Source organism: Elusimicrobia bacterium HGW-Elusimicrobia-1, assembly GCA_002841695.1.
GTDB lineage: Bacteria > Elusimicrobiota > Endomicrobiia > PHAN01 > PHAN01 > PHAN01.
Window position 1 is genome coordinate 203966 of sequence record PHAN01000003.1, and the last position, 22532, is coordinate 226497.

At 53.2% G+C, this 22532-nt stretch carries 28 protein-coding genes; all 28 read left to right on the top strand.

What is annotated here, in order from left to right; translation table 11 throughout:
• Window positions 1-6: 6 nt before the first annotated feature.
• Window positions 7-1029: a tetraacyldisaccharide 4'-kinase gene (gene lpxK / locus CVU77_03010; GenBank protein ID PKN01919.1), complete on the top strand. Its 1023-nt coding sequence runs from the start codon at window positions 7-9 to the stop codon at window positions 1027-1029.
• Entirely contained in the window at window positions 999-1580 is a 582-nt protein-coding gene (locus CVU77_03015; protein ID PKN01920.1) for an HAD family hydrolase, read from the top strand. The genes lpxK and CVU77_03015 overlap by 31 nt, the downstream gene beginning before the upstream one ends.
• The gene (locus CVU77_03020; GenBank protein PKN01921.1) at window positions 1577-2803 is read left to right on the top strand and encodes a hypothetical protein; all 1227 of its coding nucleotides are present in this window, start codon (window positions 1577-1579) and stop codon (window positions 2801-2803) included. The genes CVU77_03015 and CVU77_03020 overlap by 4 nt, the downstream gene beginning before the upstream one ends.
• A 217-nt stretch (window positions 2804-3020) precedes the next feature.
• A complete protein-coding gene (locus CVU77_03025; GenBank protein PKN01922.1) occupies window positions 3021-3266 on the top strand; it encodes a hypothetical protein in 246 nt (81 codons plus the stop codon).
• A gap of 1 nt (window position 3267) precedes the next feature.
• Window positions 3268-3579: a hypothetical protein gene (locus CVU77_03030; protein PKN01923.1), complete on the top strand. Its 312-nt coding sequence runs from the start codon at window positions 3268-3270 to the stop codon at window positions 3577-3579.
• Window positions 3580-3853: 274 nt separating this feature from the next.
• Window positions 3854-4042 (top strand): hypothetical protein, encoded by a 189-nt coding sequence (locus tag CVU77_03035; GenBank protein ID PKN01924.1) that lies wholly within the window; start codon window positions 3854-3856, stop codon window positions 4040-4042.
• A gap of 30 nt (window positions 4043-4072) precedes the next feature.
• Window positions 4073-4426, top strand: a complete 354-nt coding sequence (locus CVU77_03040; GenBank protein ID PKN01925.1) for a hypothetical protein — start codon at window positions 4073-4075, stop codon at window positions 4424-4426.
• Complete coding sequence (locus tag CVU77_03045; GenBank protein ID PKN01926.1) at window positions 4407-5354, top strand: hypothetical protein; 948 nt, start codon at window positions 4407-4409, stop codon at window positions 5352-5354. Before CVU77_03040 ends, CVU77_03045 begins: the two co-directional genes overlap by 20 nt.
• Complete coding sequence (locus CVU77_03050) at window positions 5351-6181, top strand: 3-deoxy-8-phosphooctulonate synthase (GenBank protein PKN01927.1); 831 nt, start codon at window positions 5351-5353, stop codon at window positions 6179-6181. Before CVU77_03045 ends, CVU77_03050 begins: the two co-directional genes overlap by 4 nt.
• Before the next feature lie 4 nt (window positions 6182-6185).
• Window positions 6186-6872: a fructose-6-phosphate aldolase gene (locus tag CVU77_03055; GenBank protein ID PKN01928.1), complete on the top strand. Its 687-nt coding sequence runs from the start codon at window positions 6186-6188 to the stop codon at window positions 6870-6872.
• The gene (locus CVU77_03060; protein ID PKN01929.1) at window positions 6869-7855 is read left to right on the top strand and encodes a hypothetical protein; all 987 of its coding nucleotides are present in this window, start codon (window positions 6869-6871) and stop codon (window positions 7853-7855) included. Before CVU77_03055 ends, CVU77_03060 begins: the two co-directional genes overlap by 4 nt.
• Window positions 7852-8823, top strand: a complete 972-nt coding sequence (gene rfaE1, locus CVU77_03065; GenBank protein ID PKN01930.1) for a D-glycero-beta-D-manno-heptose-7-phosphate kinase — start codon at window positions 7852-7854, stop codon at window positions 8821-8823. Before CVU77_03060 ends, rfaE1 begins: the two co-directional genes overlap by 4 nt.
• A 49-nt stretch (window positions 8824-8872) precedes the next feature.
• Window positions 8873-9604, top strand: coding sequence for a 3-deoxy-manno-octulosonate cytidylyltransferase (gene kdsB / locus CVU77_03070; GenBank protein ID PKN01931.1), 732 nt, complete (start codon window positions 8873-8875; stop codon window positions 9602-9604).
• The gene (locus CVU77_03075) at window positions 9594-11198 is read left to right on the top strand and encodes a CTP synthase (GenBank protein ID PKN01932.1); all 1605 of its coding nucleotides are present in this window, start codon (window positions 9594-9596) and stop codon (window positions 11196-11198) included. Before kdsB ends, CVU77_03075 begins: the two co-directional genes overlap by 11 nt.
• A 226-nt stretch (window positions 11199-11424) precedes the next feature.
• A complete protein-coding gene (locus tag CVU77_03080; GenBank protein ID PKN01933.1) occupies window positions 11425-12411 on the top strand; it encodes a hypothetical protein in 987 nt (328 codons plus the stop codon).
• Window positions 12412-12427: 16 nt separating this feature from the next.
• Window positions 12428-12964 carry a hypothetical protein gene (locus CVU77_03085; GenBank protein PKN01934.1) on the top strand — a complete coding sequence of 179 codons (537 nt, stop codon included), beginning with the start codon at window positions 12428-12430 and terminating at the stop codon, window positions 12962-12964.
• Entirely contained in the window at window positions 12919-13884 is a 966-nt protein-coding gene (locus CVU77_03090; GenBank protein ID PKN01935.1) for a hypothetical protein, read from the top strand. Before CVU77_03085 ends, CVU77_03090 begins: the two co-directional genes overlap by 46 nt.
• On the top strand, window positions 13833-14405 hold the full coding sequence (gene lptC / locus CVU77_03095) for an LPS export ABC transporter periplasmic protein LptC (protein PKN01936.1): 573 nt from the start codon (window positions 13833-13835) through the stop codon (window positions 14403-14405). Before CVU77_03090 ends, lptC begins: the two co-directional genes overlap by 52 nt.
• Window positions 14402-15052 (top strand): hypothetical protein, encoded by a 651-nt coding sequence (locus CVU77_03100; GenBank protein ID PKN01937.1) that lies wholly within the window; start codon window positions 14402-14404, stop codon window positions 15050-15052. Before lptC ends, CVU77_03100 begins: the two co-directional genes overlap by 4 nt.
• Window positions 15049-15768, top strand: coding sequence for an LPS export ABC transporter ATP-binding protein (lptB, locus tag CVU77_03105; GenBank protein ID PKN01938.1), 720 nt, complete (start codon window positions 15049-15051; stop codon window positions 15766-15768). Before CVU77_03100 ends, lptB begins: the two co-directional genes overlap by 4 nt.
• Before the next feature lie 84 nt (window positions 15769-15852).
• Entirely contained in the window at window positions 15853-16386 is a 534-nt protein-coding gene (gene raiA / locus CVU77_03110; protein PKN01939.1) for a ribosomal subunit interface protein, read from the top strand.
• A 71-nt stretch (window positions 16387-16457) separates the two neighbouring features.
• Entirely contained in the window at window positions 16458-16916 is a 459-nt protein-coding gene (locus CVU77_03115; protein PKN01940.1) for a PTS fructose transporter subunit IIA, read from the top strand.
• 45 nt (window positions 16917-16961) lie between these two features.
• A complete protein-coding gene (gene hprK / locus CVU77_03120; GenBank protein ID PKN01941.1) occupies window positions 16962-17897 on the top strand; it encodes an HPr(Ser) kinase/phosphatase in 936 nt (311 codons plus the stop codon).
• Window positions 17898-18102: 205 nt separating this feature from the next.
• A complete protein-coding gene (locus CVU77_03125) occupies window positions 18103-18981 on the top strand; it encodes an RNase adapter RapZ (GenBank protein PKN01942.1) in 879 nt (292 codons plus the stop codon).
• Window positions 18982-19026: 45 nt separating this feature from the next.
• Window positions 19027-19989: a hypothetical protein gene (locus tag CVU77_03130; GenBank protein ID PKN01943.1), complete on the top strand. Its 963-nt coding sequence runs from the start codon at window positions 19027-19029 to the stop codon at window positions 19987-19989.
• On the top strand, window positions 19986-20393 hold the full coding sequence (locus CVU77_03135; protein ID PKN01944.1) for a hypothetical protein: 408 nt from the start codon (window positions 19986-19988) through the stop codon (window positions 20391-20393). The genes CVU77_03130 and CVU77_03135 overlap by 4 nt, the downstream gene beginning before the upstream one ends.
• Before the next feature lie 2 nt (window positions 20394-20395).
• Window positions 20396-20908 (top strand): hypothetical protein, encoded by a 513-nt coding sequence (locus CVU77_03140; GenBank protein PKN01945.1) that lies wholly within the window; start codon window positions 20396-20398, stop codon window positions 20906-20908.
• Window positions 20908-22530, top strand: coding sequence for a 1,4-alpha-glucan branching protein (locus CVU77_03145; GenBank protein PKN01946.1), 1623 nt, complete (start codon window positions 20908-20910; stop codon window positions 22528-22530). The genes CVU77_03140 and CVU77_03145 overlap by 1 nt, the downstream gene beginning before the upstream one ends.
• Window positions 22531-22532 lie beyond the last annotated feature (2 nt).

Here is a 22532-nt window from a genome sequence, read left to right on the forward strand (position 1 = left end):
TCGTTTATGCGTGAAAATCTGAGTTTACTGCTCGCCCCTCTGACCTTTCCGTATTACCTCGGATATCTGGCCCATCGACGTCTGACCGCGCCCCGCAAATTCGATTGTCCCGTCGTCAGCGTAGGCAATATTACGTGGGGCGGGTCCGGCAAGACGCCGACAGTGATAAAACTGGCGGAAGATTTTCTGGCGGCCGGACGGAAAGTCGCCGTTCTGTCGCGGGGATACGCGGGGAAGTCGTCTTCCGGCTCGTCGCCGCTGTGCGTTTCCGACGGCAATTCGATAAAAGCGTCGCCCGAAGAGGCCGGCGACGAACCTTATCTTATGGCCGAAAAAATCGGCAAAGCCGTGATACTTGCGGGAAAAAATCGCGCCGCCTCGGCAGCCGCCGCGATAAAAGATTACGGCGCGGATGTCCTGATTCTCGACGACGGCTTTCAGCGCTGGGATATGGCCAGAGACCTCGACATTGTGTGCGTCGACGCCCGCAATCCCTTCGGCAACGGTTTGTTGATTCCGGCGGGAATTTTGCGCGAGCCGCTGTCGGCGCTCGGCCGCGCGGGGCTGGTGGCGCTGACGAATATCGATCAAATTTCCGCCGAGGAAGCGGATACTCTCAAAAAAATAATATCGCAACGCACTTCGGCCCCGGTAGTAACCGCAAGACACGCTCCGTCCGGCACAAAGAACGTGTTTACCGGCGAGATGCGGGATATCGCCGCAGCCCGCGAGGTCGTGGGATTTTCGGGCATAGGCAATAATCAGGGCTTCAAAAAAACTCTTGCGGCGATGGCCGGCGGTTTGAAGCGTTTTTATCCTTTTGCCGACCACAGATGGTATTGCGAAAAAGATATTTTCAAAATGCTCGGGGAAAATCCGTCCGCGATTTTCGTTACGACCTTGAAGGATGCCGTCAGATTCGCCACTTTCCGGTCGCTGCCTCGGGAAAAGTTTTTCTACGCGGACGTAAATTTTGAAATTGTCGAGGGAGAAAACGCGTGGCGCGAAAAATTAAAGCCGTTATTTTAGACAGAGACGGCACTGTCATCGCAGAGAAAAATTATCTCAATCGCGTCCGCGACGTAAGTTTGCTGCGCGGCGCCGCAGCGGCGCTGGCGGAACTTCGGCGCGCGGGTTACCTTTTGATAGTGGCCACGAACCAGTCGGGCGTGGCCCGCGGGTATCTCGACGAGAAAAAACTTAATGCCATCAACCGTAAAGTTATCCGCCTGCTTGCCGACCGCGGCGTGGACATCGACGCCGTTTATTACTGCCCCCATCCCGTCGACGGCGGCTGCGCCTGCCGCAAACCCGCCACCGGGATGATAGACGCGGCCATAAAAAAATTTCGATTCGACCCGAAACTGTCTTTTTGCGTCGGAGATAAAATTACGGATATCGAATTCGGACACAATGCCGGAATGAAATCCGTAATGGTGCTTACCGGCCACGGCGCCGAGGAACTTGCCGAGGCAAAACGTTCCCGCCTCACCCGCGCCCGTCGCAAAAGCCGTCCGGATTTTGCCGCCCGCGATTTAGCGGAAGCGGCAGAGTGGATAATCGCTCAAACGACACTATGATGCCATCCTGCCCCTGCCCGTTTCTGCAATCCCTTTTTGCCGAGTGCCCCGGGTTTTTTGTTTCAAAAGCCCGCAACCTCGCAAAATGTATCTTTTGTAAGTACGTGTTGCGCGTCTCCATAAGTCCCCCTGTGTCCCCCTTTATTAAAGGGGGACACAGGGGGATTTTTTGTCACCCCGTCACTTTTTCACTGTTTTTTTCTTTTTCTATTTTCTATTTTCTATTTAGCACTCACGCTCTTTTCGCCGCATCTCCGCCGTCGTCGCACAAGATAATATGGGGCGACACTCTTGCCGCGATATCCGCCCGCCATTACGGCTCGGCGCGGTTCTATCCGGCCATAGCCGCCGCCAATAAAATATCCAACCCTCATTTGATAATCGTCGGAGGTATTTTGATACTTCCGGACATTTCCGAGTTGGAAGCGGTCGCTGCCGCCGCCTCGCCCCCTGACATTACCCCGCCGATACCAATTGTTCAAGTCGCTCCGTGTACGCCAGATGCCGTCGTTGTTTCGTCGGAGACGCCGAGCGCTTTTATCTGGCGCAAAGTCGACAATTCGGCTTTTGCCGTCGGCGAACATTTGACTTTTGAAATCAAGTGGCAGTTTATCACGGCGGGAATTGCCGTTATGAATGTAGACCGGATTGTTCCTGCGCCATCCGCTCCCGAACGGCTGTCTTACAAAATAGTCACCGAAGCCCGCTCCACGCCCTTTATCGACGGATTCTTTAAAGTCCGCGACACCAACATATCCTATATCGACGTGGAAAGTATTTGTTCGCACTCTATAGAATCCGATATCTCCGAGGGCAATTTCCGCAAAAAAGAACAAATAATATTCGATCAGGCAAATAACGCTTTTGCCCTCTCCGACGGCAGAACCGGCCCGACCGGACCATGGGTGCAGGACGTTTTGAGCGCCCTTTACTATGTCCGGCTGCTTCCTCTTGAGCCCGGCGCGCAGTTTTCTTTTCCCGCCCATTCCGGAGATACGACATATCCATTGTCCGTCAGAGTACTGGGCAGAGAGAAGGTTCGCGTTCCGGCCGGCGAGTTTGACTGTTTTAAGCTTGAACCGGCGTTGAGGGGAGACGGCGTGTTTAAGGCGAAAGGCCGGCTTTGGGTGTGGGTTACAGCCGACGCAAGACGAATGCCCGTCCTTATGAAGTCGCAGGTTTTCATCGGCTCTGTCGACGCGGTGCTTAGGGAATACAGATAAAGCAGTGGATAGTGGTTAGTGGCGAGTAAAAGCAAAAAGTTTTTCTAACCACTAACCACTAACCACTTTTTGTTACAGTTCCGTCAAAAATGTATAATTTCCGAGTTACATGCTCCGGGAAAGTGAAAATAATTGAATAAAAAACACTTGACAAAATTATATGCTTATAGTATGATAATAGTAGTATTAAAATTATAAATTACAGCGGAGGCGCATTATGAATACTGCTAAACTAACCGTTACTATTCCTTGTGATAAATATGAGAGGATAGAAAAAGAGAAAAAGCAAAAGGGTCTTAATAGAAGCGCTTTTGTTAATCTGATGATATCCTTTTTTTTCCAGGAAGAAGATGAGGCGGAGAAGGTTAAGAGATATATATCCGGCTATAAGAAAAAACCCGAGGACATAAAGAAAATAGCCGCCTTTGAAAATATCCAGTCAAAATCATTGGGGGAATTTTAGCATGCGTAAATGCGAAGTGTGGTGGGCAAATCTGCCCGCCCCTATCGGCAGGCGGCCGGTTGTGTTGCTCTCAAGAGATGCGGCATATGGTGTCCGCAGCGCTGTTACTGTGGCTGAAATTACTTCTACAATACGAAACATACCGGTAGAAGTGCCATTGGATATATCCGATGGACTGCCAAAAAAGTGCGTTGCGAATTTAGACACGATAATAACCATACCAAAAGCGCACCTTGACACTTTAATAACCACTCTCGGTCAGGAGAAAATAAAACAAATTAATGAAGCGATAAAGTTTGCTCTGAGTCTATGAGGCGAAATCTATAAAGTTACAGGCATTTATCTGGCGCTGACATAATCTACGACTTTGAAATGGCCCGCGCCGTTTAGTCGTTGAGATAAGGAGATTTCATTGTATGAGACATGTAATTTTAGCGATTTTTCTTTGTTTTTTTGCGACAGGATGCGCGACGATTAAATCGCTTATGACCGTTTACCCTGAGTGGTCACCATACGAAGGGTTTAACCCGGTCACGGATAGGGATCTCGGTAGTGAGTTTTTCGACTTAACCGGCCGGGCCGACGCTATGGAAAAAATCAATAGAAAAGAGTTTGTAAAAATGGGGCAAGTTACATATAAGACGACATGGAATGAGAAAGTGTTTGAAGCTTTGAAATCGGAAGGAAAAAGAATGGGCGGAGACGCCATTACGAAACTCAAAAAAGACCATATTTTGGGCGAGTGGGTTGGGGCCGAGATAATAAAATATAAGTAAATACTTTTATAGAACGAGAGGCGACATTTTATGGCGAAAATACTCTTCATCAACTCTCTTGTTTTTCTTTTTTGTGTTAATTCGGTTTTTGCGCAGCAAATCGTACTTGACCTTACTGCCGTCGCGGACCGCAATATACAGGCAGCGCTATATAAAGTCCATAAAGTTTTTACCGAGAATAAATGGGTTGAAAACATTCGGATACTTAATCAGAATTACAGTGAATCTAAAAGATTTTACGATACTATGACCGAGTTATCAAAGCACAAAGGCGGACTTTTGGGATATTACCAAGACCGTGCGATTGACCGGTTTGACAGGGCTGGCAAATCAGCGTATTGGCGTTTAAGGATGCCCGACGGCAATGAAAAGACAGGTTTTTAAGAAACCGGATTTATCGAAAGTCAAAAGAATCGCTTTGGACGCTCGTCCGGGCAAAGTGGCGACGGAGTTTTTCGCAAAGCCCGCGTCTTCCCGTATGTCCGACATCATTCCCGATATACTCGCCGGCAAAAACATAAAATGTCTTGCGGAGGCGATCCGCGCCGCCCGACGGAAAAATAAGCCCGTAGTTTTGGCGTACGGCGCCCACCTGATAAAATGCGGCCTCTCCCCGCTCGTCATATCCCTCATCGAAAAAAGATGGATCACCGCCTGCGCGACCAACGGCGCGGGTATAATTCACGATTTTGAAATAGCGCGCTCCGGACGCACTTCCGAGGAAGTGGCCGACACGATAAAAGACGGTTCTTTCGGGATGGTCAAGGACACCGGCATTTTCCTTAACGCCGCGGCTTCTATGGCTGCCGCCGAGGGCTACGGCCTCGGAGAGACCTTCGGCCGCGCTGTTCTGGGCTCGAATTTCTGGCATAAAAAATTAAGCATAGCCGCCGCGTGCGCCCGCAAACAAATGCCATTTACGGTTCATGCGGCCATCGGCACGGACATAATTTATCAGCATCCCGAATGCGACGGCGCGGCGTGGGGCGCGTCGAGCTACACTGATTTTCTTAAAATGATATCGGTAGTTTCATCTCTGGGCGACGGCGGAGTTTTTATGAATTTCGGCAGCGCCGTGATTATTCCGGAGGTTTTTCTTAAAGCGCTCAGTGTCGCCAGAAATCTGGCCGGCGGAGCGGGCAAGATAGACAACTTCACTACGGCGAATTTCGATATGTACAGGATGTATCGTCCGTTTCAGAATATCGTTTCGCGTCCCGTGGCGGCGTCTGAATCGGGCGCGGGTTACGACTTCAGCGGACATCACGAAATAATGCTGCCGCTGCTGTATCATTTACTGACGACAAAATGAAAACAGTTAATGTCGGGAAAATTAAAATCGGCGGAGAAAATCCGCTGGTTCTTTTTGCGGGGCCCTGCGTTCTTGAAAAAGAATCCGAAGCCCTGGCGATAGCCGAACGGCTCGTCGACATAACCTCACGTCTTCAAATCCCGTTCGTTTTCAAAGCGTCTTACGACAAGGGTAACCGTTCTAACGTAGATTACTACCGCGGCCCCGGCATTGAAAAAGGCCTGAGGATGCTCGATAACATCCGCAAGGCGACCGGCGCGCCCGTCATTTCCGACATTCATTGCCGCGCCGAAATTCCCGCCGCCGCCGAAGTCCTCGACATAATCCAGATACCGGCTTATCTTTGCCAGCAGACAGATTTGGTTGTGGCGGCGGCGAAAGCGCTCAAGCCGCTGAACATCAAAAAAGGACAGTTTCTGGCGCCGTGGGATATGGGCAAGGTGGCGGCAAAGGCCGCTTCCGCGGGCAACGAAAATATAATGCTTACCGAGAGGGGGAATTTTTTCGGATACAATAATCTCGTCTGCGATATGCGCTCCATCCCGATAATGCGCGAAACCGGACATCCCGTTCTGGCCGACATAACTCATATGGTGCGCCTGCCCGGCCCGCCGTCGAAAGACGCTTCCGGCGGACAGCCGCAGTTTATCGCGCCTCTCTCATACGCGGCCGTCGCGGCCGGCGCCGACGGTCTTTTCCTTGAAGTCCATCCGGAGCCCAAAAACGCGCTCTGCGACGCCGCCAGTATGCTGCGTCTCGATTTATTGGAAAAAGTTCTTGAGACCGCAAAAAAAATCAGCGAAGCCGTCCGCGCTAAAGGAAAATAAAGATATGAAAATTTTCATCGATACCGCCGATCCCGCCGCCATAAAAAAATTCGCGGACATGGGCATTTTGGCCGGCGTTACGACAAACCCGACTCTTCTGGTAAAACAAATGTCGTCTTCTTCCGGCGCGCCGGCTGCGTCGGAAAGCGCTTTCGCCAGACAGAAGGCCATACTCAAAGAAATCTGCGACGTCGCCGTCTGCGATGTCCTTGCCGAGCCGGTCAGCGTCGACGCCGAAAATATAATCTCCGAGGCCGCATTCCTCTGTTCAATTTCAAAAAGAATCGTGGCCAAAATACCGCTTACCGCCGAGGGACTAAAGGCGGCCGCCGTTCTTAAAAAAAGAAATATCCGCGTGGCTTTTACGCTTGTTTTTTCCGCGGAACAGGCAATACTTGCCGCCGCCGCCGGAGCCGATTATATTTGTCCGTTTGTGGGCCGGCTCGACGACGCCGGACAAAAAGGCGTCGAAGTCATAGGCGATATGGCGTCGATTTACGCGGCCTCCGGAGTCAAAACGCGGATAGTCGCCGCCTCTATAAGAGGACTGGAGCACGTGACGGCATGCGCCCGTCGCGGGGCTTACGCGGCCACCGTGCCGCCCGGGATAATCGACGAAATGATAAAGCACGAACTCACCGCCAAAGGCGTGGAAAAATTCACACAGGACTGGTCTAAAGCAGCGCGATGATCGACAAAAAAATACTCGCCGAAGCGCGAAGAGTTCTTCTTACCGAAGCCGCCGCCGTCAAAGAACAGACGAGGCATTTGGGCCCGGGGTTTCTTGAAGCCGTAAAGATAATCGTGGCCTGCGCGGAAGCGGGCGGCAAGCTTATGGTCACCGGTGTGGGGAAGTCGGGGCTGATAGCAAGAAAAATCTCGGCCACATTCTCGTCGGTGGGCGTTCCGTCGGTTTTTGCCAACATCACCGAACTCGTTCACGGCGATTTGGGAATGATATCTTCCCGCGACACAGTTCTGGCGCTTTCCTACTCCGGCGACTCCGACGAACTCAAAAAAGTCCTGCCTCACGTCCGCGAAATCGGTTCGGGTATTATAGCGATGACCGGCCGCCGCGGATCGTATCTGGGTAAACTCTCCGACTGTATTCTTACCGTTGCGGTGGCCAAAGAGGCCTGCCCTTACAATATGGTTCCCACGTCCTCTACGACCTCGATGCTGGCCGTGGGCGACGCTCTTGCTCTGGCTACCGCAAAAGTAATGGGTTTCAAAAAAGACGATTTCGCAAGATTCCATCCGGGCGGAAACCTCGGCAAGCGTTTGAACTTGAAAGTCGCGGATCTTATGCGGAAAGGCCGGAGCAATCCCGTAATAAGAGACACGGCCTCCGTTCCAGCCGCCCTGGCCGCCATGACCGCCTCAAAACTCGGCGCGGTCAGCGTGGTTGATTCCCGCGGACGTCTCATAGGATATTTTACCGACGGAGACCTGCGCCGCCGCCTGCAAAAAAAGAACGGGGCTTCTGCGCTTTCCGCGCGCATATCCGCGGTGATGACCGCGTCCCCCAAAACGGCCATGCCGGCCCAGAGCGCCTGCGACGCGGCCTCAATGATGAAAAAATACAACTGCGACAATCTGCCCGTCGTGGATTCTTCCGGCCGCCCCATAGGAATTATCGACGAAAGGGACCTTGTGACATCGGGGCTTATATGAAAAAACTTATCCGGCGCGTTCGTGATATGCGCGGCAAAAAAATAATCGTCGTCGGGGATGTAATGGCCGACGCTTTCATTTACGGCAAAGTCACCCGCATATCGCCGGAGGCGCCCGTTCCGGTGGTTGAGGTCACCGGCGAAAAATATATGCCCGGCGGCGCGGCCAACGTTGCGTCGAACATTGTCGCGGTCGGGGGACGGGCCGTTATACTGGGCTCCGTCGGAGCCGATACCGCCGGAAGACGGTTGTCCGTCACTCTTAAAGAGCGCGGCATAGACGTAAGCCGCATGATTTCCGACGATTCCAGGCCGACAATAATGAAGACCCGCGTAATAGCCCACCATCAGCAGGTAGTGCGTTTCGACAGGGAAATAAAAGGCGATCCGTCGCCCGCGGTGCTTTCCCGTCTGATAGATGGTTTTAAGTCCGTCGCATCCGCCGCCGACGCGGTGATAATTTCCGACTACGGCAAAGGCGTGATAAACCGCAGAATGCTCGACACCGTAATACCGTATTGCCTGTCCCGCAAAATTCCCATAACCGTAGACCCCAAAGTGGAACATTTTCTTGATTACAAAAAAGTAACCTGCCTCACGCCCAACCTTTACGAAGCCGCCGACGGTATGAAAGCCAAACTGCCATCTTCGGAATCGGCGGTGCGGGCGCTCGGTTCCTCCATAATGAAAGCGCTCCGCTGCCGCACGCTCATAATAACCCGGGGCGAAAAAGGCATGACGCTTTTCGACGAGGGCGGAAAAATCACCGATATGCCGACCCGCGCCAAAGAAATTTTCGACGTGACAGGCGCCGGCGATACCGTAATATCGGTGTTTACGCTTGCGTTGGCCGCCGGATCCTGTTTTAGCGATGCCGCGGAACTTGCCAATTATGCCGCGGGCATAGTGGTGGGCAAACTCGGCACCGCCACGGTTTCCGCCGACGAACTGACGGAGGCGCTTTCGTGACGAGGCGCCCGCCGACGGCTGTTATTTGTCGGGCGGCGGCGGACGACCTATGAAGACCGTCTGCGTTATACCCGCAAGATACGCCTCGACCCGTTTCCCGGGGAAGCCGCTTGCCGTCATCAAAGGCAAACCGCTGATACAAAGAGTTTGGGATAATGCGCGCCGCGCGGCCAAAGTTTCGGCGGTTATAATCGCCACCGACGACGAAAGAATCCGCGCCGCGGCGACGGCCTTCGGCGCCGAAGTCGTTATGACGCCGACGGACTGCGCCACAGGCACCGAACGCGTGGCCGCCGTCGCCCGAAAAATCGAAGCCGACGCCTATGTAAACGCGCAGGGCGACGAGCCGCTGATGCCGCCGTCGGTAATCGACGCCGTCGTCAAGGCGCTTGAAGCCGACGAGTCCGCCGCTTGCGCCACGGCCTTTTTTGAAACCGCCGACGAAAAACTGGCCGCCGATCCCGATACCGCCAAAGTCGTTTTGGACAAAAACGGGTACGCGCTTTATTTTTCCCGCGCGGCGATTCCTTTCGTTTCCCGTCATTCCGGCGCGCGCGCCCTGTATAAAAAGCACATAGGAATTTACGCCTATCGAGGCGATATTCTTTTGGGCATAGCGGCTCTTCCCGTGTGTCCCGCCGAGGAAGCCGAGAAACTTGAACAGATAAGATTGCTCTGGAACGGGCTTAAAATAAAATGCGTGAGCGTGGCCGCGGATACCGTCGGTGTGGATTCGCCCGACGACATAGCCAAAGTGGAGAGGTTACTAAGTGAAGAATAAAATACTCGTAGTCACCGGCGGCGTCGTCAGTTCGCTCGGCAAAGGCATAACCTCGGCGTCTCTGGCGCTTCTGATGAAACAAAGAGGTTTCAAGGCCGATATAATCAAGTGCGATCCTTACATCAATGTCGATCCGGGCACAATGTCCCCTTACCAGCACGGTGAGGTTTTTGTCACCGACGACGGCGCGGAGACCGATTTGGATCTGGGACACTACGAGAGATTTTTGGGTCCGGGTATGACCCGCCTGAACAACATAACCGCCGGACAAATATATCAGACGGTCATAGCCAAGGAGCGTCGCGGCGATTATCTGGGCAAAACCGTCCAGGTCATACCGCACATAACCGAGGAAATTAAGCGGCGCATAAACCTGGTTGCCTCCCGCGCCGACATAACTATCGTCGAAATCGGCGGCACCGTCGGAGACATCGAAGGTCTGCCGTTTCTTGAGGCCGTCCGTCAGCTCAGAAGCGACCGTGGCCGGCAAAACGTGGCCTATGTCCACCTTACGCTTGTGCCCACGCTTTCGCCGTCGCAGGAAATAAAGACCAAACCGACCCAGCACAGCGTGATGAAACTGCGCGAGATAGGTATAGACCCTGATGTCATAATATGCCGTTCGGAGCGGCCGCTGGCGGCCGACGTAAGGGCAAAACTCTCGCTCTTCTGCGGTGTTCCGCCGGAGTGCGTGATCGGGGAGCCGAACGTCGCGCGCTCGATATACGAAGTGCCGCTGCATCTGCACGCGCAGCGCGCCGACGACATTATTCTTGCGGCGCTCGGCATAAAACGCGCCCGCCGTCCGTCGCTGGAGGACTGGAAAAAAATAATACCGCGCGCTTATCCCGCGCGTGTGGTCATCGGCATAGCGGGCAAATATACTCAGGTTAAGGACGCCTACAAAAGCATTTTCGAGGCGTTGCATCACGCCGCCCACGCCAATCGGGTAGGCGTTAAAATAAAATATATAGATACCGAATCCGCATCGGCTCTCAGAGATTTCGGAGGATGCGACGGTATCCTTGTGCCGGGCGGTTTTGGAGATCGCGGCATAGACGGCAAAATAACGGCCGCGCGTTACGCCCGCGTATCCAAAAAGCCGTACTTCGGCATATGTCTGGGAATGCAGGCCGCGGCGATAGATTTCGCCCGTTCGGTCATCGGCATTAAAAAGGCCCATTCCGCCGAGTTCGACCCGAAAACGCCCGATCCCGTCATCAATTATATGGACGGCCAGCGCGGTATCAAACAGAAGGGCGGCACTATGCGCCTCGGAGCGTATAACTGCCGGCTGGACCCGGGGCGCAGCGTATCGCGGTCCTGTTACGGCGCAAACTCCGTGCGGGAGCGGCACCGTCACCGTCTGGAATTCAATAATACTTACAGGGAAATATTTCAGAAAAATGGAATGTTGTTTGCCGGCGTTAATCCGGAAAAGAATCTCGTAGAGATTATCGAAATAAAAAATCATCCGTGGTTCGTGGGCGTGCAGTTTCATCCGGAGTTTCGCTCCACGCCTCTGGCACCGCACCCTCTGTTTGCGGGATTTATAGCGGCCGCGAAGAACCGCGCGCGCGGTTTGAAGCGATAGACCTAAGACTTTGCGGATATTTCGATTGTCATTGCGAGCCGCACATAGGGTGGCGCGGCAATCCCGCTTTTGTGAGTAGGGACAGGTCGCGACCTGTCCCTACAAAATCCTCGCAATGACAAATGGAGCAATTACGACTTTAACGTAAAAGGTTTAACGGAGACAAAATCATGAAATGCCCGAAATGCGGAACGGAAAACAAGGACAATGCCCGTTTCTGTAAACGATGCAAGACCAGATTCGACGCGGCTCCGGTCAAAGCGGAAGTAATCTGGCGGCCCGACTGGAAGTGGCATTTGAAAACCCTGTCGATAATATACGCGATTCTGATAGTGCTTTTTTTCGCCGCGAATTATCTGCTGAAACCCTATATGAGGCAAATACCGGAGGACTCCACCCCGTGGCTCAAAAAATAGATTGGGGCCTTAAATTCTACCGCGACGTCCTGAAACTCGATTCTCTGCATTTCGGATATTGGGAGGCGACGGACGAACTCACGCTGGAAAACATGCGCCGCGCGCAGGATCGCTACACGGAACATCTTCAGGAGATGATCCCCGACGGCGTCAAAAAAATTCTTGATTCCGGATGCGGCACCGGCGTCGTGGCGCGACGTCTGAAGGATTCCGGATACGACGTCACCAGCATTACGCCCGACGAATACCAGGCGACCCTTTTTGCCCGACGGAATCCGGATATTGATTTCCGGTGGACGCGCCTGGAGGACTTCCGCGCCGACGCGCCGTACGACCTGGCGCTGTTTTCCGAGAGTTTTCAGTACGTGGGCATCGACGCCGCCCTCGACAAATGCCTGGAAATTCTGAAAGACGGCGGTTACATAATAATCTCCGATTACTTCCGCAAGACGCGCGAACCATACTACCGCACCTGCCACGTGGAAAGCGATTTTTTGGAAGCCGTCGCGCGGCGTTCTCTTACGATTCTTGAAACCCGCGACATAACGGATAAAGCCGCGCCCACACTTTCGCTGGGAGCCCGGATATATTCCGAGTATGCCCTGCCGACACTTGAAATAATCACCGGCTACGCGGCCGAAAAACATCCTCTTCTGAGCCGGCTTCTCGCCGCGTTGTTCTACTTTCCGCTTAAAAAAGTCCGCGGTTATCTCTACGAAAGAATGACCGACAAAGTAGACGCCGCCAAATTCCGCCGGCTTATGACTTACAAGGTCTTTGTGCTGAAAAAAATTTGACGAAACCCGTCGATACATGAAAAAAATATCCCGCTTGATATCCGATAAACTCAAAAAAATCAAAGTCGTAATCACCGATGTCGACGGAGTTATGACCGCGGGCGAGATAATAATTCTGGCCGGCGGCGATCTTAAAATCTGGAATGTCCGCGACCGCCTGGCGCTCGCATTCCTGAAAAACGCCGGGTCGCCCGTTTCAATGGCCTTCGTCACCGGACGTTCCTCCGAAGACGTTCGCCTTCGCGCCGCCGAATTCGGAGCGTCCGTTTACGAACAGTGTTCCGACAAAAAAAAGGCGTTTGACTCCATAGTGGCCGCCGCGGGCGTCCGTCCCGACGAAGCCGTCTGCATAGGCGACGACATAATAGACCTGCCGATGCTGGCCGCCGCCGGTCTCTCCGTATGCCCGTCCGACGCCGCTCCGGAAGTCAAAAAAATCTGCGATATAAAACTTCGGGCCGCCGGCGGCAGGGGGGCTTTCAGAGAATTCGCGGAAATGCTGCTTAAATCCCGCGGACTCTGGGAGCGCGCCATAGAACCTTACAAACCGTGACCCCGCCAAAAAGAAAACTATCGAAGCGGCTGTCCGACCTTTTTTTGTATTTTTCCGTAGTCATTTTAAGACGGATGTTTTTGCTGCTGCCTCTGGCCGCAGCCGTGCGGCTGGGCGCGTTTCTGGGACGGCTGGGTTTTTATTTCGACAGGACCGGCTCGGCCGTCGCGCTTGATAACCTGGCCGCCTCGTATCCGGAACTCTCGCCGTCGGGGGTGCGCAAACTTTGTCTGGCCGCCTACGCCAATCAGGGGAAGAACTTTGCCGAGTTCGTGAGTTTTCCCAAATACGACGGCTCAAGAATCCGCGAGTTGGTGTCTTTCGAGGGCGAGGAAATTCTGGCCGAAGCCCGCAAACGCGGCCGCGGCACTATGATAATAACCGCGCATTTCGGCAACTGGGAGCTTTTGGGCGCGGCGCTGGCCGACCGCGGCTATCCGTTGACGGTGATGGCCAAAAGATTTTACATCCCCGAGATTAACGACATAGTGGTACGCAACCGCGCCGGAGCGGGAATAAACCTGATAATGCGCGCGGCGGAGTATTCGGGTAGGGACATAATTAAAACGCTGCGCTCGAACCATCTGCTCGGAATGATAATAGACCAGGACACCGACGTTCCGGGCGTTTTCGTGAATTTTTTCGGGCGGGATGCATACACGCCCGCGGGCGCGGCGTCCATAGCTCTTAAAATGGATTGTTCCGTCGTCTATGTTTTTATCGAGAGGGAATCGCTTCTCGGCCACAGGGTTTGCGTGGAAGGCCCCGTGGAACTTATGAGAACCGGCGACGAACAAAAGGACGCTTTGGAGAACACGCGGATATTCACCGCCAAAATCGAGGAATACGTCCGCCGACGTCCCGAACAATGGGTTTGGTATCACAAAAGATGGAAAACAAAAAGGAACGACAAAAATTGACAATAGCATCCGCCCCGGCCTTTTTGGCGGTTTTACCCCTGATTTTTATGACAGCATCGGGGTGCGCCCGTCGGGAAGCGCCCGCGTCCGTACCGGGTACTGCCGTAGCGACGGAATCCATAAACGATTTCCGTCTCAAACAGATGCGCGGCGGGAAGGTAGCGTGGGAACTTAAGGCCTCGTCGGCGAGTTTTCTGACCGAAGACGAGGTAGCTCTGGAAAATCCTGTTTTAAGAATTCCGCAGGAAGGCGGCGCGTCGAGCGTTGTGCGGGCCGCGCGCGGAAGGGTCGTTATGAGCACCTCGGAGATTCAAACCTTCGGAGACACGGAGTTGACCGGGCCGGACAAGATTGTCCGCGCGACCGACATCGTCTATATTCCTTCGGAGGATAAAATATCCACGTCCAAGGGCGTCGTCATAATCACGCCCGACTCGGAAATACGCGGCGATTCCATGGTTTCGGATTCGCGGCTTGAAGTTATAACTTTGACAAACCAGCGCGTCAAATTAAAAAAATGAAGAGTATATTCGCGGCAATGGCGGCGGCGTTTTTTATTGTTTCCGTCATTTCCGCCGACGAGGTTCGCGTTACCGGCAAAACAATGAATATGATGCCTTCGCGCGACACTATGGTTTTCACCGGCGACGCTCTCGTCGAACATTCCAGTTTTACACTCAAGGCCGACCGCATCGTAACCCGCGACGCTCACAATGAAATAGAAGCCGCGGGCAATGTGAGCGTGGCGCTCAAGGCATCCTCCGACGCGCTTCGCGGCGACGAGGGGGCGTATTCTTCTAAAACAGGCATAGGTTTATTGAGGGGAAATCCGGCGTATTTGAAGTCAATTTCGGCCGAAGGCAAAAAATCGGAGCTTACGGCGCCGCTTCTGGAGTGGAGCACGCACACCGTCACCGCCAAAGGAGAATCCGTCCTTAAGCGCGACGATATGGAGCTCAAATCGGAGTTTATGAACTACGACCGCTCCGGCGGGATTTTTACGGCTTCTGTGGTCAGACGGCTGTTTATAAACGAAGATGGACACACGTTGATATTCAGCGCCCAAAAAATGATTTATTCCGACGATACGGGGGTGGCCCGTCTTGAGGGCAAAGTCAAAGGACGCATACTGGCGGCAAAACAAACGAAAGCGGGCGGTCCAAAATGAGTTTAAAATCCGTCGGATTGAAGAAAATATACGGCAAACGGGTTGTCGCCGGGGACATCAGCATAAATGTCGAACCGGGGGAGATTGTGGGACTGCTGGGGCCCAACGGCGCCGGCAAAACTACGACTTTTTATATGATAGTGGGAATGGTGCGGCCCACTTCCGGCGAGGTTTTTATCGACGGCCTGGCCGCTTCCGCCCTGCCCATTTATCTTCGCGCTCGCCACGGTGTGGGCTATCTGCCTCAGGAGCCGTCTATTTTCCGCAATCTTACCGTGGAAGAAAATCTCATGGCCATACTCGAAATGCTCGGCACCGATCCCGCCGGGCGCAAAAAAAAGATGGAGCGTTCGCTTGAAGAAATGGGACTCAGCCGTCTTGCCAAATCAAAAGCATGGCAGCTTTCGGGCGGAGAGAAACGTCGCTGCGAGGTTGCCCGCGCGCTTCTGAGCGACCCCAAATATCTTCTTCTCGACGAACCTTTCGTAGGCATCGACCCTAAAACTGTCGCCGATATCCAGGAGATAATAAAGAATATTAAGAGCCGCGGCCTCGGTGTGCTCATTACCGACCACAACGTCAGGGAGACGTTGAGCGTGACCGACCGCTCTTATATAATGTACGACGGCTCCATACTTATGGAAGGCGCCGCGGACGAACTTGCCAATTCGTCCAAAGTGCGGGAAGTTTATCTTGGCGAAAGATTTAAAATGTAGGCGCCGGAATTTTCGTTTTGCCTCGGAATAATGTAAAATTCCGGTTGATTCTCCGGTCAGACGGACTAAAAGGCAGGGTAACTTATGGAATTTAATATCATTGCCAGACGATTCGCTCTTACGCAGTCGATAGCCGATTACGCTCAAAAAAAGGTAACGGCCACGGTTTCCAAGATTCGTCCCGCGGCGACCAAGGTGCACGTGATATTGGCGGTGGAAAAGAAGTATCTTCACACCGTCGAGATAGTCGTGCAGTCGCCGCACGGGAAATTTTTATCCAAAAGTCATTCGGAGGATCTCTATGCAGCAATCGACCTTGCCTGCGGGAAGCTCTCCAAGCAGCTTAAAAAATATAAAGAGAAGATGAAGGACCATCACCGTCGTCCCGCGATTCGCGATCTGGCGCCGGCGGCGGTCTCGGTTTTCGAGCGCGGCACTAACGAAATAGCCGAAACCAAGAGTTTTGACATAAGGGAACTCACTCCCGACGCCGCCGTGGAAAAAATGCTTGATTCCGAGTATAATTTTTACGTGTTCAAGAACTCCGAATCCGGGTCCGTCAGCATTGTCTACAAAAGAAGCGACGGCACTTTCGGAATGATAGAATTAAATATATAATATCCGTCCGCCGCTTTCCGCCGACGGGTCAGTGTGTTGATTTTGCCGCATAAAAGATTGGAGGAGCAAAGATGAAGTTGCTTGACTTGCTTGATAAAGAGAACATAATGCTTGATTTGAAGTCGCGGGACAAGAAGTCCGCGATCAAAGAGATGATAAAGGTGTTGGCCGACTCCGGGAAAGTAAAGAATCCGGATACGGTTTTTCAGGCGGTCTACGATCGCGAAAAAATCGGTTCCACCGGCATAGGGCAGAACGTCGCCATCCCGCACGGCAAGACATCCGAGGTAAAGGGCATCGTCGGCGCGCTGGGCATATCCAAGAAAGGCGTGGAATTCCAGTCGCTCGACGGCGAGGCCGTCAATATCATATTTCTTCTTCTGGGACCCGAAGACGTCAGCGGAGAGCATTTAAAAGCGCTGGCGCGCGTGGCCCGTCTCTTTAAGGACAAGTTTTTCAGAGAGGCGCTCAAACACGCCGAGTCCGTGGATAAAATCTCTGAAATAATCAAGAAAGAAGACGTCTACTGAAATCAGTCCGCCGACCCTTTTCTTTCAATCCCGCCTTTCTCAACCATGAACGAAATCGAGGTCTTGAGTTTTTATAACGACAAAAGAGACGCCCTTAAGCTGGAGGTAATAGCCGGCGAAACGGGACTCGGCCGTAAAATAAGAACATCCGAGATCAACCGGCTGTCGCTGGCCATCTGCGGTTTTTTCGAGTACTATCCGCGCGAACGAATTCAGATACTGGGTCTGGGCGATCATCTGTATTTATCCAAACTCGACCGGACGCGCCGACGCGAGGTTCTCGAAAAAGCCCTTGAGGGCGACGTCATACCGGCCGTAATAATTTCGGGCAATTTTTCTCCGCACATAGAAGTCGTCGAGATATGCAATAAGAACCGCCTTCCGCTTTTCGCAACGACGGCCGAACCCTCGCGCATCATAGGCGAGGTTGTTTTTTATTTGGAAGAATTCCTGTCGCCCAAGATCGCCCGCCACGGTTCGCTGGTCAGCGTTTACGGTTACGGAGTACTCATAGAGGGCGATTCCGGCGTAGGCAAGTCCGAGTGCGCCATGGGGCTCATCAGGCGCGGTCACCGGCTCGTCGCCGACGATATAGTGGAAATACGCCGCCATTCCGAAGGCGTGCCGGTGGGCAGAAGCGCCAAGTTTATACAGAATTACATGGAAGTAAGGGGTCTCGGCATAATAGACGTAATCAACGTTTTCGGCATAAGCGCGGTGCTTGAAAAAGCCGACATCGACCTTGTGATAAGATTCGAGGAGTGGGACCCGGCCAAAACGTACGAGCGGCTGGGGCTCGACGAGCAGACGACGGAAATACTCAATATTGCCATCCCATATTTGGTTCTTCCCGTGAAGCCCGGCCGCGACCTGCCCATATTGGTCGAAGTCGCCGCGCTTAACCAGCACTTGAAGAACCGCGGAATAAACTCGGCCACTATTTTGCAGGAACGGCTCATTAAAACGCTTTCGTCCAAATAAATTTTTCGGGACGCCGGAGAACAACATACTTTGTCATTGGGTAGGGGCGCCCCCCTGTGGTCGCCCTGATAATAGGGCAGACACGGGGGCCTGCTCCTACAAAAATTATGTCCTCGCAATGGTGTGTGGGATAGTAGTGTGAGCTTTGTAGTGTGAACTTTTAAGTTCGCTTTCGTCGGAGCCCCGATAAATCGGGGCGCTACATTTGGCTAAAAATAGGTTTTTCAACAATCTCATGATAAAAAAACTCAACATAATTACAGGTCTTTCCGGCGCGGGAAAAACCCTTGCTCTTAAAATACTCGAAGATATAGGTTTTTATTGCGTCGACAATCTTCCCGCCCAGATGGCCGAGAGTTTCGCCGCCTGGCTGGAAAAGCCCGGCTCCCCGAAAGAGGCCGCCATAGTAATGGATGTAAGAGGTATCGATGCCCGCAGCGGATTTGTCCCCGCCCGCTCGTCCGCCGTAAAACCGTATGTTATTTATCTTGAATCCGATACGGCCACTCTTCTTGAAAGATACAGAGTAACCCGCCGCAGACATCCTTTGGGCGGCGACATTAAAACGGCCGTGGATCGCGAGCGCCAAATGCTTGCGGCAGTCAAAAAGCGCGCGGACGTAGTGGTGGACACCTCGAATCTGACCGCGCCGGAACTCAAGAATATTCTGGAAAAAAATCTGGGAGTGGCGCGTCGCGGCGGGCTGTCCGCCAGAATTATTTCGTTCGGTTACAAATTCGGCGTCCCGCCCGAGTGCGATTTGGTTTTCGACGTGCGGTTCATGAAAAATCCGAATTATGTCAAGAAGTTCAAGTATCTGACGGGCGCCGAATCTTCCGTCGCCAAATATGTTTTCGGCGACAAAGATTCACTGCGGTTCATGAAGATATTGGAACGCATGATGTCGTTTCTTGTGCCGCGCTATGTGCGCGAGGGGAAAAACTACCTTGCGGTGGGCATCGGCTGTACGGGCGGTCATCATCGTTCGGTGGCCGTGGCCCGCAGGGTAGCCGATATTTTATCGCATCTTGGCTGTCAGGCGACGGTCTTTCACAGGGACTCCAAAAAACCGCTGCACGAATAAGCGTACGAGCATTCGTCGCGGGGCGGAAACGCTTTAGTCAAAAGAATGAAAAAAATAGTCGCTATCGGCGGTGGAACCGGACTCTCGACCCTGTTGAGGGGGCTTAAGGAATATCCCGTCAAACTTTCGGCGGTGGTTGCGGTAACTGACGAGGGGGGCAGTTCCGGACAACTCAGAAAGGAATTGGGCATAATTCCTCCAGGAGATATACGCAACTGCCTCGTGGCGTTGTCGAAGGAAGAATCGCTGATGTCGCGGCTTCTGCAGTACCGCTTTCGCGGGGGTGGAAGCTTGGGCGGGCATTCTTTCGGCAATATTTTTCTTGCCGCTCTTTCCAATTTGAGCGGAGGTTTCGGCCGCGCCGTCGCCGAGGCGGGCAAAGTTCTTTTTATTAAGGGCGACGTCATGCCCGTTACGCTTTCCGACGTGCGGCTGGAGGCCGAGCTTTTCGACGGTCGATGCATCCGCGGCGAAAGACGCATATCGGCGCTTGCCGCCGGAGAAAAAATAAAGAATATATATCTCGTCGGCAAAAACGTCCGGGTGCACCCTATGGCGGCGTCTGCCGTCCTGGCCGCCGATTACGTAATTTTGGGCCCCGGCTCGCTTTACACCTCGATAGTTACAAATCTTCTGGTGCCGGGGCTGGTCTCATGTCTTAAAAAATCGCGCGCCAAAAAGATTTATGTTTCAAACATAATGACGCAGCCGGGCGAGACCGACGGTTATACCATGGCCGACCACGTAAACGTCGTGCGCGAGCACGCGGGCGTGGACTTTGATTACATACTCACGGACCGCTCAAAGTTGGATCCCAAAGTCCTGGCCAGATACAGCGTGCGCGGCGCGCATCCGGTAATAGACGATTTGGCAACCGGATATTCCGGCCGCGCCGAGACGGCAGTGGCGCGATTCGTGTCGGCGTCGCATTATGCAAGGCACGACCCCGCCAAACTGGCGCTCGCGCTAATGCGGATAATATCGCGCAAGCGGAGGTATCGACGATGATACCCGTAATTGTAATAAGTCACGGAAAAATTGCCGTCGAACTTGTCGGAATTGCCGGTATTCTGGCCGGCGAACAGCCCGGCGTCGACACTCTTGAAATTGCGGCTTCCTCGACGATCGAATCGGTCAAAGGCGAGGTTATACGGCTGCTGAGAGATTACGAAAAAGCCAAAGATTTCGGCGGGGCGCTGATTCTTACGGATATGCTGGGCGGCTCTTCGTGCAATGTTTGCGTGCCGCTGGCGTCCGGTCACAAAATCGCGATAGTGAGCGGAGTGAACCTCTATATGCTGCTATCCGCGCTCAAAAATCGCGGTTCTATGCCGTTGAACGAACTTAAAAATCGTGTAATCGCCGACGGCATCAAAAGCATAGCCGACGTTTGCGACATTTTCATCAAATAATCATGACTATCGCGCTTGCCCGTATAGACGACAGATTGATACACGCCCAGATCATAGAGGGATGGCTTAAGGCCGTTGCCGCCGATATGGTCGTGCTGGTCTCCGACGAGGTCGCCGTCGACGATATTCAAAAGACCATGTATTCGATGGCCGTGCCCTACGGCACGAAGATAGAGTGCTTTTCCGTGAGGGAAGCCATAGAAAAACTGCCCGCGCTGATAGATTCTTCCAAAGCCATTCTTTTGGTAATGCCGTCTCTGTCGGAAGCCATGAAACTTGTGGCGGCCGGCGTCAAGATACAATCTCTTAACGTCGGGGGCCTTCACGCCCGCGCAGGTAAAAAGTTTTATACGCCCACGCTGTCGCTGGACGACGAAGATATGGCCGCGGCGCGGCGTTTTGAAGAATCGGGGGTGGAACTCGAGACCCGTGTTCTGCCTATGCACGACCGCGTGCGACTTTTCGACGCTGTCGCGGGAATATCGTCCGCGGCGGACAAAAAAGAAAAAAGATAATGAAAAATCATTTCTGTCTGGTTCTTCACAGTCACATACCTTACGTCAGAAAGGCAGGGGTATGGCCTTTCGGCGAGGAGTGGCTGCTTGAGGGCATACTTGAGACATATATGCCGCTGCTTCAATTTTTCTTGAAAATGCGGACGCAGTATAAAGGCGCGGCTTTCACTTTGGGCATTACCCCCGTGCTTGCCGAACAACTGGACGACGACTATTTTAAGGCGCGATTCATAGAATACGCCGATGACAGAATCCGCCGCGCCCGCGAGGATGCCGCGAGATTTTCGCGTTCCCGTCAGAATCATCTCGAGGATTTAGCGCGGCTTTACGAGAGAACTTTCGCGGAACGTTTGGAAAGTTTCAAAAAAATCGACGGAGATATAATCGGAGAAATTGCTTCTTTAAGAAAATCCGGCGTCGTCGAGCTTATAACATCCGCCGCCACGCACGCTTACCTTCCGCTTTTGTCGCGCGATTCTTCGGTGCGCGCCCAGATAAAAACGGGCATCGACAGCCACACGCGCAGATTCGGCGAGCGGCCTTCGGGTTTCTGGCTGCCCGAGTGCGCCTATCGTCCGGCGGCAATTGCGTCGCGGGACGACGGTAACTCAGGGAAAGCGTTGGATGAATTTTTGAAGGAAGAGGGCGTGGAATACTTTTTTGTCGACACGCACGCGGTCGAGGGCGGCGTTACATCCGTATATGCCGACAAGACCGGACAAGTAGTGAAGCCCTCCAACGGCTCCACGTCTCTTAGGGCATACAAGACGCGCGCTGGCGTAAAAGTGCTGGTAAGAAATCGCGAAGCCGGGCGACTGGTATGGTCGAGCGATATGGGCTATCCGGGCGACGGGGATTACAGGGAGTTTCATAAGAAGGATTCAATAAGCGGGCTGCAATATTGGCGGATTACATCGAAAAAAACCGACATGGGCGCCAAAGAAATTTATAATCCGGAGGCCGCAACCCGCCGCTCAAAAGTTCACGCGGCGCATTTCAAAAAAGTTATCTGCGATATTTTCCGCAAGCATTCCGCGGATTCTTCCGATATGGGCGTTGTGGCTCCTTACGATTCCGAGCTTTACGGACACTGGTGGCACGAAGGCATTGACTGGCTCGATGCGGTTGCCGGAGAAATGGCTTCGACCGAGGTCGGTATGTCGTCCGTATCGTCCTATCTGTCCGGAGTCAAATCCTATCCCGAGGTTGATATCCCCGAGACATCATGGGGCGACGGCGGAGGACATTATGTGTGGCTGAACCGCGAAACTGAGTGGATGTGGCGCATGATACACGAGTGCGAACTCAGAATGGAGGGATTGCTGGATGCGCGGCGGCAGCGTTCCTCCGGCGGCATTTACGTCAGGGCTCTTGCCCAGGCGGCCAGAGAAAAACTTTTGCTTGAGTCGTCCGACTGGGAATTTTTAGTGACTACAAGGCAGGCCAGAGAGTACGGCGAAAAGCGATTTCTGTCGCACTATAACCGTTTTTCGGCGCTCGCCTCCCTGCTGGAAAAAGACAAAATTAACGATGAGGACGCCCGCACGCTTTCGGCGTCCTTCGACGCCGACGCCATCTTCCCGGCCATAGACCCCGAAGTATTCGCGGCAAGGCGGAGGTAAAA

Bases quoted from the DNA above. Each gene is read 5' to 3' on its own strand.
- lpxK (PKN01919.1), top strand. From the start codon at position 7: ATGCGTGAAAATCTGAGTTTACTGCTCGCCCCTCTGACCTTTCCGTAT.
- CVU77_03020 (PKN01921.1), top strand. From the start codon at position 1,577: ATGATGCCATCCTGCCCCTGCCCGTTTCTGCAATCCCTTTTTGCCGAG.
- CVU77_03025 (PKN01922.1), top strand. From the start codon at position 3,021: ATGAATACTGCTAAACTAACCGTTACTATTCCTTGTGATAAATATGAG.
- CVU77_03030 (PKN01923.1), top strand. From the start codon at position 3,268: ATGCGTAAATGCGAAGTGTGGTGGGCAAATCTGCCCGCCCCTATCGGC.
- CVU77_03035 (PKN01924.1), top strand. From the start codon at position 3,854: ATGGAAAAAATCAATAGAAAAGAGTTTGTAAAAATGGGGCAAGTTACA.
- CVU77_03040 (PKN01925.1), top strand. From the start codon at position 4,073: ATGGCGAAAATACTCTTCATCAACTCTCTTGTTTTTCTTTTTTGTGTT.
- CVU77_03045 (PKN01926.1), top strand. From the start codon at position 4,407: ATGAAAAGACAGGTTTTTAAGAAACCGGATTTATCGAAAGTCAAAAGA.
- CVU77_03050 (PKN01927.1), top strand. From the start codon at position 5,351: ATGAAAACAGTTAATGTCGGGAAAATTAAAATCGGCGGAGAAAATCCG.
- CVU77_03055 (PKN01928.1), top strand. From the start codon at position 6,186: ATGAAAATTTTCATCGATACCGCCGATCCCGCCGCCATAAAAAAATTC.
- CVU77_03060 (PKN01929.1), top strand. From the start codon at position 6,869: ATGATCGACAAAAAAATACTCGCCGAAGCGCGAAGAGTTCTTCTTACC.
- rfaE1 (PKN01930.1), top strand. From the start codon at position 7,852: ATGAAAAAACTTATCCGGCGCGTTCGTGATATGCGCGGCAAAAAAATA.
- kdsB (PKN01931.1), top strand. From the start codon at position 8,873: ATGAAGACCGTCTGCGTTATACCCGCAAGATACGCCTCGACCCGTTTC.
- CVU77_03080 (PKN01933.1), top strand. From the start codon at position 11,425: ATGCAAGACCAGATTCGACGCGGCTCCGGTCAAAGCGGAAGTAATCTG.
- CVU77_03085 (PKN01934.1), top strand. From the start codon at position 12,428: ATGAAAAAAATATCCCGCTTGATATCCGATAAACTCAAAAAAATCAAA.
- lptC (PKN01936.1), top strand. From the start codon at position 13,833: ATGGGTTTGGTATCACAAAAGATGGAAAACAAAAAGGAACGACAAAAA.
- CVU77_03100 (PKN01937.1), top strand. From the start codon at position 14,402: ATGAAGAGTATATTCGCGGCAATGGCGGCGGCGTTTTTTATTGTTTCC.
- lptB (PKN01938.1), top strand. From the start codon at position 15,049: ATGAGTTTAAAATCCGTCGGATTGAAGAAAATATACGGCAAACGGGTT.
- raiA (PKN01939.1), top strand. From the start codon at position 15,853: ATGGAATTTAATATCATTGCCAGACGATTCGCTCTTACGCAGTCGATA.
- CVU77_03115 (PKN01940.1), top strand. From the start codon at position 16,458: ATGAAGTTGCTTGACTTGCTTGATAAAGAGAACATAATGCTTGATTTG.
- hprK (PKN01941.1), top strand. From the start codon at position 16,962: ATGAACGAAATCGAGGTCTTGAGTTTTTATAACGACAAAAGAGACGCC.
- CVU77_03130 (PKN01943.1), top strand. From the start codon at position 19,027: ATGAAAAAAATAGTCGCTATCGGCGGTGGAACCGGACTCTCGACCCTG.
- CVU77_03135 (PKN01944.1), top strand. From the start codon at position 19,986: ATGATACCCGTAATTGTAATAAGTCACGGAAAAATTGCCGTCGAACTT.
- CVU77_03140 (PKN01945.1), top strand. From the start codon at position 20,396: ATGACTATCGCGCTTGCCCGTATAGACGACAGATTGATACACGCCCAG.
- CVU77_03145 (PKN01946.1), top strand. From the start codon at position 20,908: ATGAAAAATCATTTCTGTCTGGTTCTTCACAGTCACATACCTTACGTC.